The organism is Pseudobacillus sp. 179-B 2D1 NHS (assembly GCF_045370945.1).
In the GTDB taxonomy this organism is placed as follows: domain Bacteria; phylum Bacillota; class Bacilli; order Bacillales; family Domibacillaceae; genus Pseudobacillus.
This window is the reverse complement of sequence record NZ_JBIQDP010000028.1, coordinates 16,954-32,880: the sequence shown is the minus strand read 5'-3', so window position 1 is coordinate 32,880 and position 15,927 is coordinate 16,954. Positions and strand designations below refer to the sequence as shown.

At 42.6% G+C, this 15,927-nt stretch carries 12 protein-coding genes and 1 other annotated feature; all 12 genes read right to left on the bottom strand.

Going from position 1 to position 15,927, the window contains the following annotated elements; all coding sequences use genetic code 11:
* Positions 1-11: 11 nt before the first annotated feature.
* The gene (gene rpsJ / locus ACH0BF_RS21080; RefSeq protein ID WP_019394071.1) at positions 12-320 is read right to left on the bottom strand and encodes a 30S ribosomal protein S10; all 309 of its coding nucleotides are present in this window, start codon (positions 318-320) and stop codon (positions 12-14) included.
* A 293-nt stretch (positions 321-613) separates the two neighbouring features.
* Positions 614-1,801, bottom strand: coding sequence for an elongation factor Tu (gene tuf, locus ACH0BF_RS21075; RefSeq protein ID WP_120035859.1), 1,188 nt, complete (start codon positions 1,799-1,801; stop codon positions 614-616).
* Between the two features lie 129 nt (positions 1,802-1,930).
* The gene (gene fusA, locus ACH0BF_RS21070) at positions 1,931-4,009 is read right to left on the bottom strand and encodes an elongation factor G (RefSeq protein WP_120035858.1); all 2,079 of its coding nucleotides are present in this window, start codon (positions 4,007-4,009) and stop codon (positions 1,931-1,933) included.
* Between the two features lie 46 nt (positions 4,010-4,055).
* Positions 4,056-4,526, bottom strand: coding sequence for a 30S ribosomal protein S7 (gene rpsG / locus ACH0BF_RS21065; protein WP_120035857.1), 471 nt, complete (start codon positions 4,524-4,526; stop codon positions 4,056-4,058).
* A gap of 46 nt (positions 4,527-4,572) precedes the next feature.
* Positions 4,573-4,995: a 30S ribosomal protein S12 gene (rpsL, locus tag ACH0BF_RS21060; RefSeq protein ID WP_120035856.1), complete on the bottom strand. Its 423-nt coding sequence runs from the start codon at positions 4,993-4,995 to the stop codon at positions 4,573-4,575.
* A gap of 94 nt (positions 4,996-5,089) precedes the next feature.
* Positions 5,090-5,341, bottom strand: a complete 252-nt coding sequence (locus tag ACH0BF_RS21055) for a 50S ribosomal protein L7ae-like protein (protein ID WP_340851594.1) — start codon at positions 5,339-5,341, stop codon at positions 5,090-5,092.
* A gap of 174 nt (positions 5,342-5,515) precedes the next feature.
* The gene (gene rpoC / locus ACH0BF_RS21050; protein WP_120035855.1) at positions 5,516-9,109 is read right to left on the bottom strand and encodes a DNA-directed RNA polymerase subunit beta'; all 3,594 of its coding nucleotides are present in this window, start codon (positions 9,107-9,109) and stop codon (positions 5,516-5,518) included.
* 107 nt (positions 9,110-9,216) lie between these two features.
* Complete coding sequence (gene rpoB, locus ACH0BF_RS21045) at positions 9,217-12,771, bottom strand: DNA-directed RNA polymerase subunit beta (RefSeq protein WP_120035854.1); 3,555 nt, start codon at positions 12,769-12,771, stop codon at positions 9,217-9,219.
* 248 nt (positions 12,772-13,019) lie between these two features.
* On the bottom strand, positions 13,020-13,622 hold the full coding sequence (locus tag ACH0BF_RS21040; RefSeq protein ID WP_340851596.1) for a class I SAM-dependent methyltransferase: 603 nt from the start codon (positions 13,620-13,622) through the stop codon (positions 13,020-13,022).
* Between the two features lie 298 nt (positions 13,623-13,920).
* Positions 13,921-14,286, bottom strand: a complete 366-nt coding sequence (rplL, locus tag ACH0BF_RS21035) for a 50S ribosomal protein L7/L12 (protein ID WP_041101803.1) — start codon at positions 14,284-14,286, stop codon at positions 13,921-13,923.
* Positions 14,287-14,351: 65 nt separating this feature from the next.
* Positions 14,352-14,852, bottom strand: coding sequence for a 50S ribosomal protein L10 (rplJ, locus tag ACH0BF_RS21030; protein ID WP_340851600.1), 501 nt, complete (start codon positions 14,850-14,852; stop codon positions 14,352-14,354).
* 71 nt (positions 14,853-14,923) lie between these two features.
* Positions 14,924-15,067 (bottom strand) — a sequence feature (ribosomal protein L10 leader region).
* Between the two features lie 44 nt (positions 15,068-15,111).
* On the bottom strand, positions 15,112-15,813 hold the full coding sequence (rplA, locus tag ACH0BF_RS21025; protein WP_120035851.1) for a 50S ribosomal protein L1: 702 nt from the start codon (positions 15,811-15,813) through the stop codon (positions 15,112-15,114).
* Positions 15,814-15,927 lie beyond the last annotated feature (114 nt).

The window sequence follows — 15,927 nt, the reverse complement described above, 5'->3', positions numbered from 1 at the left end:
TTTTATAGTAATTAAAGTTTAATTTCAATGTCAACGCCTGATGGCAAGTCTAAACGCATTAATGAATCAACAGTTTGTGGTGTTGGATTCACAATATCGATTAAACGTTTATGTGTACGCATCTCGAATTGCTCACGAGAATCTTTGTACTTATGAACCGCACGTAAGATTGTGTAAACAGATTTTTCTGTTGGCAACGGGATTGGACCCGATACGTTAGCACCAGAACGTTTTGCTGTTTCAACGATCTTTTCTGCTGATTGGTCTAAAATTCTGTGATCATATGCTTTTAAACGAATACGAATTTTTTCTTTTGCCATTATTTTCCCTCCTTTTCCGCCTATTTGCTAATAGACATTCTCCGCAGAAATATCCTGACGACACTCGCCATGGCAAAGCGGCCGGGTGTGTCAGCAACCTTCTGCATCATCGCTGTCGAAAACCAACGTTGTTAATTATACACGAAGTTTTCGATGTATGCAACAGTATTTGCTATATTTCTTTCCTAGCACACTTTTACTATTATACACATACTATCGCTTCATATCAATAGAAGAAATAGAGAGTTGAAAAATAAAAAAGCAGGCGGAAACCGCCTGCTTGTCAATCGTTATTATTTTTGGATAGATGCTACAACGCCAGCGCCTACTGTACGGCCGCCTTCACGGATAGAGAACTTAGTACCTTCTTCGATCGCGATCGGAGAAATAAGTTCAACTGTCATTTCAACGTTGTCCCCAGGCATAACCATTTCTACGCCTTCAGGAAGTTGAACGATACCAGTTACATCCGTTGTACGGAAGTAGAACTGTGGACGGTAGTTTGAGAAGAATGGAGTATGACGTCCACCTTCTTCTTTAGACAATACATAAACTTCAGCTTTGAAGTTAGTGTGTGGAGTGATTGAACCTGGCTTAGCAAGTACTTGTCCACGTTGGATTTCTTCACGTGCTACACCACGAAGAAGGGCACCGATGTTGTCACCAGCTTCAGCATAGTCAAGAAGCTTACGGAACATTTCTACACCAGTTACAGTAGTAGATTTTGGCTCTTCAGTTAAACCGATGATTTCAACTACGTCACCAACTTTAACTTGTCCACGCTCAACACGGCCAGTTGCAACTGTACCACGGCCAGTGATTGAGAATACGTCCTCAACAGGCATCATGAATGGTTTTTCAGTGTCACGCTCTGGAGTTGGGATGTACTCATCAACAGCATCCATAAGCTCGATGATTTTGTCTTCCCACTCAGCTTCGCCTTCAAGAGCTTTAAGAGCAGAACCTTTGATTACTGGTACATCATCGCCAGGGAATTCGTACTCAGAAAGAAGGTCACGCACTTCCATTTCTACAAGCTCAAGAAGTTCTTCGTCGTCTACCATGTCGCATTTGTTTAAGAATACTACAAGGTAAGGAACACCTACTTGACGAGAAAGAAGGATGTGCTCACGAGTTTGTGGCATTGGACCGTCAGCAGCAGATACTACTAGGATACCGCCGTCCATTTGCGCAGCACCAGTGATCATGTTTTTAACGTAGTCAGCATGTCCTGGGCAGTCAACGTGTGCATAGTGGCGTTTGTCAGTTTCATATTCAACGTGAGAAGTGTTGATTGTGATACCGCGCTCGCGCTCTTCTGGAGCGTTGTCGATTTGGTCGTAACCACGTGCTTCACTTCCGCCTTTTTTAGCAAGAACAGTTGTGATTGCTGCTGTTAAAGTTGTTTTACCATGGTCAACGTGACCAATTGTACCGATATTCGCATGTGTTTTGGAACGGTCGAATTTTTCCTTAGCCATTAGGAAATCCTCCTTTGAATTATCAAAATTAATTAATTTATATAGGGACTTTGAAGGCGGAAGTGATTCCGTCTCCAAAGATACCAAAGCTTACATTGTATTTATACTTCATTAAGAAGTATAAATCAATTATTGACCTTTATTTTTCTTGATGATTTCTTCGGAAACTGATTTTGGCACCTCTTCATAATGGTCAAAGTGCATAGAATAAGTTCCGCGACCTTGTGTATTGGAACGTAGTGAAGTAGCATAACCAAACATTTCAGAAAGTGGAACGAATGCTTTTACTACTTGCGCGTTACCGCGAGCTTCCATACCTTCCACACGTCCACGACGGGAAGTGATGTCACCCATAATATCTCCAAGGTATTCATCAGGAATAACAACTTCTACTTTCATCATTGGCTCGAGAAGAACCGGATTACATTTAGAAGCTGCATTTTTCAATGCCATAGATGCTGCAATTTTAAACGCCATCTCACTGGAGTCAACATCATGGTAAGAACCATCAAACAGTCTTGCTTTAATGTCGATTAATGGATAGCCGGCAATAACACCGTTTTGCAATGCATCTTCAAGACCAGCTTGAACAGCTGGGATGTATTCACGAGGAACAACCCCACCGACGATGCCGTTTTCGAATTCGAAGCCAGCACCTTCTTCGTTAGGTGTAAACTCGATCCATACGTGACCGTATTGTCCGCGTCCACCAGATTGGCGGGCAAACTTTCCTTCTACTTGCGCAGAAGCACGGAAAGTTTCACGGTAAGCTACTTGTGGAGCACCCACGTTTGCTTCTACTTTAAATTCACGACGCATACGGTCTACAATGATATCCAAGTGAAGCTCACCCATACCGGAGATAACAACTTGTCCTGTTTCAGGATTTGTTTCTGCACGGAAAGTTGGATCTTCTTCTTGAAGTTTTTGCAGAGCAGTTGTCATTTTATCTTGATCGCCTTTTGATTTCGGCTCAACTGATAAAGAGATAACCGGCTCTGGGAATTCCATAGACTCTAAAATAACGAGGTTTTTCTCGTCACAAAGAGTGTCCCCTGTAGTCGTATCTTTCAGACCAACTGCAGCAGCGATATCGCCTGCATGCACTTCAGAGATTTCTTCACGGGAGTTCGCATGCATTTGTAGAATACGACCTACACGCTCACGTTTGCCTTTAGTAGAGTTCTGTACGTATGAACCGGATTGTAAAATACCAGAATACACACGGAAGAACGTTAACTTACCTACATAAGGGTCAGTCATAACTTTAAATGCAAGTGCAGAGAATGGTGCATCGTCTGATGATGGACGAGTTACTTCTTCATCGCTATCTGGCAGAGTCCCTTTAATGCTTGGTACGTCTGTAGGAGCAGGAAGATAGTCAACAACTGCATCCAACATTAATTGAACACCTTTGTTTTTGAAAGCAGTTCCGCAAAGTACAGGGAAGAACTCAACGTTGATTGTGCCTTTACGGATAGCGGCTTTAATTTCAGGAATTGTTACTTCCTCACCGCCAAGATATTTTTCCATGATTTCTTCATCGAATTCAGCAATTGCTTCGATAAGTTTTTCACGGTATTCTTCTGCTTGAGCTTGCATATCTTCAGGGATTTCCCCTTCTTCGATTTCAGTTCCAAGGTCGTTGCCGTAGAAAGTAGCTTTCATTTCGACTAAGTCGATGATGCCACGGAATTCATCTTCAGCACCGATTGGAAGTTGAATCGGATGTGCATTTGCCATTAAACGGTCATGGATTGTGCGAACAGAATAAAGGAAGTCTGCTCCAATCTTATCCATTTTGTTAACAAACACGATACGCGGAACGCCATACGTAGTTGCTTGGCGCCAAACAGTTTCTGTTTGCGGCTCAACTCCGGATTGGGCATCAAGTACAGTTACTGCACCATCAAGAACACGAAGGGAACGCTCAACTTCAACAGTGAAGTCTACGTGTCCTGGTGTGTCGATGATGTTTACACGATTGCCCTTCCACTGAGCAGTTGTCGCAGCAGAAGTGATTGTGATACCGCGCTCTTGTTCTTGTTCCATCCAGTCCATTTGAGACGCACCTTCGTGAGTCTCACCAATTTTATGGATACGGCCTGTATAGTAGAGAATACGCTCGGTAGTTGTCGTTTTACCGGCATCAATATGCGCCATGATACCGATATTTCGAGTGTTTTCTAAGGAGAACTCTCTTGCCATGTATGTCTTTCTCCTTCCTTAAATTAAGATAGTTTTAAAAAGAATCTTACCAGCGGTAATGAGCAAATGCTTTGTTTGCTTCCGCCATTTTATGAGTATCTTCACGCTTCTTAACTGAAGCACCAGTGTTGTTAGCTGCATCAAGGATTTCAGCCGCAAGGCGTTCTTCCATTGTTTTCTCACCACGAAGACGAGAATAGTTAACTAACCAGCGAAGACCAAGAGTCGTACGGCGTTCAGGGCGAACCTCAACTGGCACTTGGTAGTTAGCACCACCTACACGGCGTGCTCTAACCTCTAATACTGGCATGATGTTTTTAATGGCTTGATCAAATACTTCCATTGGATCTTTCCCCGTACGTTCGCGGATAAGATCAAATGCTGCATAAAGAATGGCTTGTGATTTACCTCTTTTACCGTCAACCATCATTTTATTGATGAGACGAGTAACTAATTTGGAGTTGTACATCGGATCTGGAAGTACATCTCTCTTCGCTACAGGACCTTTACGTGGCATGTAAGTTCCTCCTTTCATGTAATTCCTACATTATAAATTAATGTTTTTATTTTTTAGCTTCTTTTGGACGCTTCATTCCGTACTTAGAACGGCCTTGACGACGAGTTTCTACGCCGGCAGTATCAAGCGCACCACGAACGATGTGATAACGAACCCCTGGTAAGTCTTTTACTCTTCCTCCACGAATCAACACAACGCTGTGCTCTTGAAGGTTATGTCCAATACCAGGAATATAAGCATTCACTTCAATACCATTGCTCAAACGAACACGGGCATATTTACGTAAAGCCGAGTTAGGCTTTTTCGGTGTCATTGTACCAACACGAGTACACACTCCACGCTTTTGTGGTGAATTAATATCCGTTTGCGCTTTTTTAAAGCTATTATAGCCTTTGTTAAGTGCTGGTGACTTGGATTTAGTTGATTTTGATTTACGAGGTTTACGCACTAACTGGTTAATAGTAGGCATATAAAAATCCTCCCTTCCTTTTTTCTTAAGCCCACACATCCAGGTGGACCATTTAAAATTAAAAACAAAGTCTTTGCACTTTCATGCAAAAACATTATTCATTAATAATAGCAACAGCAGCTGCCTTGACATCAATCCCACATGTTTTTCCTAGTTTTAGCATAGAATCCACATAAGTAATCGGCACTGCTTTTTGTTTGGCCAGTTCTTCTACCTTTTTTAATAAAAAGGGATTGGCATCAGCAGCGATCGTTACTTGCTGTGCTTGATTTCTTTCAAGAGCTCTCACTGTTTGTTTTGTTCCTATCGCCAAGGTTTGCGCCTTCGCTACTTTATCATAAGACATGTAAACATCCTCCAAAGTAACAAGGTTCATAGGAGCACCTTGATTATATTATCATTCATGTTTTTAAATGTCAACTATGAAAATAAATTATTATGCCGGAGCCGGAAAAGCCGGCCCCGGACATATAATTTGCTGAAAAGGTAAGTATTCACAGACCTTTTTAGCGCATATTTATTATTCTACTGTTACAGATTCTTCAGATGTTGCTAATACTGGCTCAGAGTTACGATATCGCTGCATGCCCGTTCCAGCTGGAACAAGTTTTCCGATAATAACGTTCTCTTTCAAACCTAAAAGTTCATCGCGTTTTCCTTTAATCGCTGCATCTGTCAACACGCGGGTTGTTTCTTGGAAGGATGCCGCAGATAGGAACGAATCTGTCTCAAGGGATGCTTTCGTAATACCAAGAAGAACTGGTCTTCCTGTTGCTGGCATTTTGCCCTCAAGCAACGCTTGCTCATTGGCATCTCTAAATTGATGAATTTCAAGCAGGCTGCCTGGCAGAACATCTGTTTCTCCAGCATCAAGAACACGCACTTTACGAAGCATCTGTCGTACCATTACTTCAATATGCTTGTCACCGATTTCTACCCCTTGCATCCGGTATACTTTTTGCACTTCGCGCAACAAGTACTCCTGAACGGAAGAAACATCGGTAATTTTCAAGTATTCTTTCGGATCGATAGAACCCTCTGTCAGTTCTTGGCCTCGTTTTACTTGATCGTTAACAGCTACTTTCAAGCGAGCTGTGTATGGAGCCGTATATGTGCGGCTTTCTACATCGCTTTGAAGAACGATTTCCTGCTGGCGATCACGGCCTTCATTAATTGCGGTCACAACACCGTCAATTTCAGAAATAACTGCCTGACCTTTTGGATTACGCGCTTCAAACAACTCCTGAATACGAGGCAAACCTTGAGTAATATCGTCTCCGGCTACCCCACCTGTATGGAATGTACGCATCGTCAACTGTGTACCTGGTTCACCAATTGATTGGGCAGCGATGATACCAACTGCTTCGCCGACCTCCACTTGTTGTCCAGTTGCAAGGTTGCGTCCGTAACATTTTTTACATACGCCGTGACGGGTGTTACAAGTAAAGGCGGAGCGAATCCATACCTCTTCAATGCCTGCGTTAATAATGACACTTGCCATGTCCTCATCTATCAGGTCATTTTCTCTTGCAATGATTTCCCCGGTTTCAGGATGAGCAATTGTCTTTCTAGCATAACGGCCAACAAGACGCTCTTCCAGCGGTTCAATGATTTCTGTTCCTTCTTTAATCGAACGAATCAGAAGACCGCGGTCGGTTCCACAATCATCTTCACGGACAATTACATCTTGAGCCACATCTACAAGACGACGAGTCAAGTAACCAGAGTCAGCCGTTTTAAGAGCCGTATCTGCTAGACCTTTACGCGCTCCATGTGTAGAAATAAAGTATTCCAATACGGTTAAGCCTTCACGGAAACTTGACTTGATCGGAAGTTCGATAATCCGACCAGCCGGGTTCGCCATCAGACCGCGCATCCCTGCAAGCTGAGTAAAGTTAGACGCGTTACCACGGGCCCCTGAGTCACTCATCATGAAGATTGGGTTGCGCTTATCTAGGGAAGCCATCAATTTACCTTGAATCGTGTCTTTAGCTGCACTCCAGATAGAAATAACGCGATCATAGCGTTCTTCTTCCGTGATTAAACCACGTCTGAATTGCTTCATAACATTATCAACTTTTGACTGTGCTTCTTTCAAGATTTGTTCTTTTTCGCCTAATACTACGATATCTGCGACACCTACCGTGATACCAGCCTTCGTAGAGTGCTTAAATCCTAAGTCCTTCATGCGGTCAAGCATTTTGGACGTTTCTGTAATTTTAAAACGTTTAAATACTTCCGCAATGATATTTCCAAGGATTTTTTTCTTGAATGGAGCAATAAGCTCTTGCTTTTCAATATATTCTTTTACATTTTCTGTCGGCTCAACAAAGTACTTCTCTGGTGTTTTCTCTACCAGGTTTGTATTTGTTGGCTCGTTAATGTAAGGGAATGTGTCCGGAAGAATTTCATTAAAAATCATCTTTCCGACTGTTGTAATTAACAGCTTTTTATTTTGCTCTTCAGTAAATGTTTGATTGTTTAAAGCAGAGGCAGCGACAGCTACTCTCGTATGAAGATGAACATAACCATTTTGATAGGCAATTAGTGCTTCATCTACATCTTTAAAAATCATTCCTTCGCCGATAGCATCTTCACGCTCAAGAGTGAGGTAGTAGTTTCCTAATACCATGTCCTGAGAAGGAGTAACAACTGGCTTTCCGTCTTTTGGATTCAAGATATTTTGAGCAGCCAGCATTAACATCCGGGCTTCTGCCTGAGCTTCTGCTGACAACGGCACGTGCACGGCCATTTGGTCTCCATCAAAGTCCGCGTTGTATGCTGTACAAACGAGCGGGTGAAGACGGATTGCGCGTCCCTCTACTAATGTAGGTTCAAATGCTTGAATACCAAGACGGTGAAGCGTCGGTGCCCGGTTTAAAAGAACAGGGTGCTCCTTGATTACTTCTTCTAGCACATCCCATACTTCCGGCTGCACGCGTTCAATTTTACGTTTCGCACTTTTAATGTTATGAGCTAGGCCTTTTTCAACCAGTTCCTTCATAACAAATGGCTTAAACAATTCAAGTGCCATTTCTTTTGGAAGGCCACATTGATACATTTTCAGATTCGGTCCAACGACAATAACCGAACGGCCTGAATAGTCAACACGTTTTCCTAACAGGTTTTGACGGAAACGCCCTTGCTTTCCTTTCAGCATATGAGAAAGGGACTTTAACGGACGGTTACCTGGCCCTGTAACAGGACGGCCGCGGCGACCATTATCAATTAATGCATCTACTGCTTCTTGCAGCATCCGCTTTTCATTTTGAACAATAATGCTTGGAGCTCCGAGATCAAGCAAACGCTTCAAGCGGTTGTTCCGGTTAATCACTCGGCGATATAAATCATTTAAATCAGAAGTGGCAAAACGACCACCATCAAGCTGTACCATCGGGCGAAGCTCCGGCGGAATGACAGGAAGAACATCCAAAATCATCCAGCTCGGGTTGTTGCCGGAGTGGCGGAACGCTTCGATAACTTCAAGACGTTTGATCGCTCTTGTCCGGCGCTGGCCTTGTGCACTCTTTAATTCTTCTTTTAGGAAATCCACTTCTTTTTCAAGATCAATGTCTTGGAGCAGCTTTTTAATCGCTTCTGCACCCATAGATGCCTGAAATTTATTTCCGTACTTTTCACGATAAGCACGGTATTCTTTTTCAGAAAGTAATTGCTTTTTCTCAAGCGCAGTATCACCAGCTTCGGTTACAACATAAGAAGCAAAGTAAATAACTTCCTCAAGTGCACGTGGGGACATATCAAGCACTAGCCCCATACGGCTTGGAATACCTTTGAAATACCAAATATGTGAAACAGGAGCCGCCAATTCAATATGACCCATGCGCTCGCGACGAACTTTTGCTTTTGTTACTTCTACGCCACAGCGGTCACAGACAACGCCTTTATAGCGTACTCTCTTATATTTCCCACAATGACATTCCCAGTCTTTTGTAGGTCCGAAAATACGCTCACAAAACAATCCATCTTTTTCTGGCTTTAATGTACGATAGTTAATCGTTTCCGGTTTCTTCACTTCACCGTATGACCATGATCTAATCTTGTCTGGTGATGCCAGACCGATTTTCATGTATTCAAAATTGTTTACATCTAGCAAGGGGCCTACCTCCCTTTCAGTCTACAGGTTCTAACGAGTATGCTTAAACCGCTATTTATTAAAGATAGCCGGAGAAAGCTATTGGAATTCCCCGGCCTGTTAATTAATTAATCCGTTGAACTTACTTTTTCAGATAAGTTTTCTTCAGGAGCGATATTTAATGTATCTGCCTGCTGAACGTCATCCTCATCTTCTAAATCACGCATTTCAATTTCCTGGTCGTCTCCGGACATAATCTTGACGTCCATTCCCAAACTTTGAAGTTCTTTAATCAAAACTTTAAATGATTCTGGAACTCCTGGTTCCGGAACATTTTCACCTTTGACAATTGCCTCATATGTTTTCACACGACCAACAATATCATCGGATTTGACAGTAAGAATTTCTTGAAGTGTATAAGCCGCACCATAAGCTTCAAGTGCCCATACTTCCATCTCTCCAAAACGCTGACCACCGAACTGAGCTTTACCTCCGAGCGGCTGCTGGGTAACAAGAGAGTAAGGCCCTGTTGAGCGGGCATGAAGTTTATCGTCAACCATGTGAGCAAGCTTGATCATGTACATGATACCAACAGATACACGGTTATCGAATGGCTCTCCGCTACGGCCGTCATAAAGGACCGTTTTTGCATCCCTGGACATGCCAGCTTCTTCAATTGTTTCCCATACATCGTCTTCCGTTGCTCCATCGAATACCGGAGTAGCTACATGCAATCCTAAGTAACGAGCTGCCATACCTAAGTGAAGCTCCATTACCTGTCCGATGTTCATCCGTGAAGGTACCCCTAGTGGGTTTAACATAATATCGATCGGTGTGCCGTCAGGAAGGAAAGGCATGTCTTCTTCCGGTAAGATCCGGGAGATAACCCCTTTGTTTCCGTGGCGTCCGGCCATTTTATCCCCTTCAGAGATTTTACGTTTCTGAACGATATACACGCGGACGAGCTGATTCACACCTGGTGGCAATTCATCGCCGTCCTCGCGATTAAACACTTTCACATCAAGGACGATTCCGCCGCCGCCATGTGGCACCCGTAAAGATGTATCCCGCACTTCACGCGCTTTTTCTCCAAAGATCGCATGTAGAAGTCGTTCTTCCGCAGTCAATTCAGTGACGCCTTTTGGCGTTACTTTTCCGACGAGAAGATCCCCATCTTTCACTTCAGCCCCGATGCGAATGATTCCACGTTCGTCAAGGTTGCGAAGCGCATCTTCCCCAACGTTTGGAATATCACGAGTGATTTCTTCTGGTCCGAGTTTTGTATCGCGTGACTCTGACTCGTATTCTTCAATGTGGATGGAAGTGTACACATCATCTTTTACGAGACGTTCGCTCATGATGATGGCATCCTCATAGTTATAACCATCCCATGTCATGAAGCCAACCATTACATTTCGACCTAAAGCAAGCTCCCCTTTTTCCATGGAAGGGCCGTCAGCAAGGATTTCACCCTTTGTCACACGGTCGCCGACACTAACGATCGGACGCTGGTTATAGCATGTACCTTGGTTAGAGCGAATAAATTTAAGCAGGCGATATTTATCAAGGTCACCTTTTACTTCTTTTCCATCTATCTCTTCAATGCGACGCACCCAGATTTCTCTCGCTTCTACATGCTCCACAATTCCTTCTCGCTTACAGATAACTGCGGCTCCAGAGTCTTTTCCTGAAACATATTCCATTCCAGTACCAACAATTGGCGCTTCCGGCTGCATTAAAGGCACGGCCTGACGTTGCATGTTCGCTCCCATTAACGCACGGTTGGAGTCATCGTTTTCTAAGAAAGGAATACAAGCTGTTGCAGCAGACACTACCTGTTTTGGAGATACGTCCATGTAGTCCACGCGCTCACGCTTTACAACTGTGTTTTCGCTTCGGAAGCGAGCAACTACTTCTTCATCGGCGAACGAACCGTCTTCGTTGAGACGAACATTCGCTTGAGCCACTACATAGTTATCTTCTTCGTCAGCTGTTAAATAGTCAATACGATCTGTTACTCTTCCTGTATCCGGATCTACTTTCCGGTAAGGAGTTTCAATAAAGCCGAAACGATTAACCTTTGCGTAAGTAGAGAGCGAGTTGATCAATCCGATATTCGGTCCCTCAGGTGTTTCAATCGGACACATACGGCCATAGTGGGAATAGTGAACGTCACGCACTTCAAATCCTGCACGTTCCCTTGTTAATCCACCAGGTCCAAGCGCTGATAAACGACGCTTATGCGTTAATTCAGCCAGCGGGTTGGTTTGATCCATGAACTGTGAAAGCTGGGAGCTTCCAAAGAACTCTTTGATTGAAGCAATAACCGGCCGGATATTAATTAATTGTTGTGGTGTAATTGTATTTGTATCTTGAATGGACATTCGTTCGCGAACAACACGTTCCATACGAGATAATCCAATTCGGAATTGATTTTGAAGCAATTCGCCGACAGAGCGAAGGCGACGGTTACCTAGATGATCAATATCATCTGTGTCTCCAACTCCGTACAATAAGTTAAAGAAATAACCAATGGATGCAATAATATCAGCTGGTGTAATGTGTTTCACATTTACCTCTGGGAAGCCATTCCCAATGATATTAATGATCCTTTCATCTTCACTATTTGGGGCATAAATTTTAATGGATTGAACAACGATATCCTCTTCTACTACCCCGCCGGATTGACGATAAGTTTTAAAGCCTACACCATTTTCCAGGTTCGGTATAATTTTATCAAGTGCACGGCGGTCAAGAAGTGTGCCTTTTTCCGCAATAATTTCACCTGTTTCCGGATCTGCCAACGTTTCGGCAAGACGCTGCCCAAACAAACGGTTCTTTGTATGGAGCTTTTTGTTCATCTTATAGCGTCCAACACTAGCAAGATCATAACGTTTTGGATCAAAGAAACGGGAAATCAGCAAGCTCTTAGCATTTTCAACTGTCGGAGGCTCACCCGGGCGCAAACGCTCATAAATTTCAATGAGTGCTTTTTCCGTGCTCTCCGTATTGTCCTTTTCGAGCGTATTACGGATATATTCGTTGTCACCGATAAGATCAATGATTTCTTGATCAGAGCCAAACCCGAGAGCACGCAATAATACGGTAACTGGTAATTTACGTGTACGGTCGATACGAACATATACAATGTCTTTTGCATCTGTTTCATACTCCAACCAGGCTCCGCGGTTCGGAATAACAGTAGCAGTGAAACCACGCTTTCCGTTTTTGTCCATTTTTCCGCTGTAGTACACACTCGGAGAACGAACAAGCTGGGATACGATAACGCGCTCTGCTCCATTGATAATAAATGTTCCTGTTTCAGTCATAAGCGGGAAGTCGCCCATGAATACTTCCTGATCCTTCACTTCACCAGTCTCTTTATTTAAAAGACGGACTTTAACTCGAAGCGGAGCAGAGTAAGTTACATCGCGCTCCTTAGACTCATCCACCGGATATTTCGGTTCTCCGAGACTGTAATCAATAAATTCCAATGCAAGATTACCAGTAAAATCTTCAATAGGAGAAATATCCTGAAACATTTCTCTCAAGCCCTCATCAAGAAACCACTGATAGGAGGATGTTTGAATTTCAATGAGATTTGGTAATTCTAAAACTTCACTAATGCGCGCATAGCTTCTGCGCTGGCGGTGTCGTCCGTACTGAACTAGTTGACCTACCAACTGATTCACCCCTCAAATCAAGCGTTTTAGTTGCCTATATACTTCTTATAGCCAGGCATTCAGCCTTGCCGTAAGACAAAAAGAAAAAGGTTTTTTCAAAGAAAACCTCATTTTACGCGTGATGAACTATTATTTTAGCATCGTAGCCATTTCAACCATTAATTATACAGCCTAAATGGATTTATAGCAAAAATGGTCACAATTATTATTCTGGCATTTTATAATAATAACATAGAGCTATATGCGAGTCAACATTTTTCCGCCTTGATAATATAATACCCTTTTGAACGATCAATCACTTCCGCACGCCCAAAAAGTGACTCTATTTCTTTCAAAGCAGAAGGAGCTCCTTGTTTCTTTTGAATAACAACCCACAACACTCCGCCCTTAACCAACTTTTCGTAACTTTGTCGAAAAAAATCAAATACCACTTTCTTTCCTGCTCGAATAGGCGGATTGGTCAATACAGCAGCAAATCCTTGCTCAACCACCCCTGTCAGACGGTCACTTTCATAAATGTTAACATTTTCAATCTGATTAAGGACTGCATTGTCTTTTGCTAGCGAAAGAGCGCGCAAATTCACATCAACCATATGAATCATTCTCTCCGGGAAAGCAGAAGCAACAGAAAGACCGATTGGTCCATACCCACAGCCAGCATCAAGAAATGGCCCGTCCACTTCCGGGGGCTCAAAGGTTTCAATTAAAAGGCGAGAGCCAAAATCCACCTCTTTCTTAGAAAAAACACCCGCATCGGTTTTAAAGCGAAATTTCCGCCCTTTCAAAAGATACTCCCAAAACTTCGGGTCACTCTCACTACCGGGCGTCTGCGAAAAATAATGGTTAGTCATATTTCCCCCTCCACTCTGACAATTTATAAAAAAGCGGAAGCGCCTTATTCAGCCCCGACAAACAGAAAACAAACTAACGCAATCGCATTTCCTCAGTCCTGCAGTTCGTTTGGCTTGTTCGAGGAGCTTAGCCGCTGCAACTAGGTAATGAAAAAGCACCTGGTTAGCTGCGCCAAGTATAAAATAAACAAAAAATACATTCAAGATTTATAGCCCGTTTAGCTTACCGTTCCAGAAAATTAAATTCATAAATAAAAGCCCGCTGGATCCAGCGGGCTTTGTTATCGTCCGTACGTAATTACTTAACTTCTACGCCAGCGCCAACTTCTTCAAGTTTAGCTTTGATTTCTTCAGCTTCTTCTTTAGAAGCTCCTTCTTTAACTGGTTTCGGAGTGTTGTCAACAAGTTCTTTCGCTTCTTTAAGTCCAAGACCTGTAACTTCACGAACAACTTTGATAACTTTGATTTTTTGAGCGCCTGCATCAGTAAGCACAACGTCAAACTCAGTTTTCTCAGCTGCAGCGTCTCCACCAGCAGCTCCGCCTGCTACTGCTACTGGAGCAGCTGCAGTTACACCAAATTCTTCTTCAATTGCTTTTACTAAATCGTTCAATTCAAGAACGGACATTTCTTTAATCGCATCAATGATTTGTTCTTTAGTCATTTTAAAGTTTCCTCCTTGTTTTTACTTTCTTTTTATTCGTTTAGGCTGCTTCTGAAAAAATCAGCTTACGCGCCTTGTTCTTCTTTTTGATCGGCAACAGCTTTTGCTGCAAGAGCGAAGTTGCGCATAGGTGCTTGCAACACGCTGAGTAGCATAGAAAGAAGTCCTTCGCGGGATGGAAGTTCAGCAAGAGCTTTCACTTCTTCTACTGTTACAACATTTCCTTCTAAAACACCTGCTTTAATTTCTAGCGCCTCATTCTCTTTAGCAAAGCTATTAAGAATTTTTGCTGGTGCAATTACATCTTCTGTACTGAACGCAATCGCATTCGGCCCAGTTAAGAATTCATCCAAACCAGAAATTTCAGCAGTTTCAGCTGCACGACGAGTTAAAGTATTTTTGTATACTTTAAATTCAACGCCAGCTTCACGAAGCTGTTTACGAAGCTCAGTTACTTGGCTCACTGTCAAACCACGGTAGTCTACAATTACTGTAGATGCACTGCTTTTAAATTTGTCAGCAATATCGTTTACCAACTGTTTCTTTTGCTCGATTACACTGCTCATCTTTTACACCTCCTGTAGATTTCTATAGCAAAATAAACAATTTGCTATTTTGCTTGTCCATTCATACCTTAGATGAAAGTAAAAAACCTCCACATCAGCAGACATGGAGGTTACGAAAAGTACAGCGCAAGGCCACACTCTATATATTCGTATTACCTCGGCGGGAAATTAAGCTTTTCAGCACCTGCTGTCTACGGTATAAATGTTCAATTATTTTGCAACAAAATGAATTATATCAAATTCAAAATCTGTTGTCAACTTATTTTGCAACAGCTACAGAAGAAGGATCTACCTTAACGCCAGGACCCATTGTTGAAGTGATTGTAACATTCTTCATGTATGTGCCTTTTGCTGCTGATGGTTTTGCTTTTAACATTGTTTCAAAGATTGTGTTGAAGTTTTCAATTAACTTTTGATTGTCAAAAGAAACTTTACCAATCGGAACATGAATGTTTCCAGCTTTATCAACACGGTATTCTACTTTACCTGCCTTGATTTCTTGAACAGCTTTCGTTACATCGAAAGTAACTGTTCCAGTTTTAGGGTTTGGCATAAGACCTTTAGGACCAAGCACACGGCCAAGCTTACCAACCTCACCCATCATGTCAGGAGTAGCTACGATTACATCAAATTCAAACCAACCTTGTTGGATCTTGTTGATGTAGTCTGCATCTCCTACATAATCTGCTCCAGCTGCTTCAGCTTCTTTTGCTTTTTCACCTTTAGCAAACACTAAAACTTTTTGTGTTTTACCAGTTCCGTTTGGAAGCACAACTGCTCCGCGGATTTGTTGGTCAGCTTTCTTCGGATCTACTCCAAGACGGAAAGCTGCCTCTACTGTTGCATCAAACTTTGTAAAGTTTGTTTTCTTTACTAATTCAACTGCTTCGTCAAGAGCATAAGCTGTTGTACGATCAACAAGCTTTGCTGCTTCTTGAAACTTTTTACCTTTTTTAGCCATTTAAAACTTCCTCCTTATGTGGTTTTAGCGGAATAACCTCCCACGAATAAAGGTTGCGTGTGAAGTAATTACGGAATACATTCACAACGCAACCCTTGAACAACTTCTACAAAC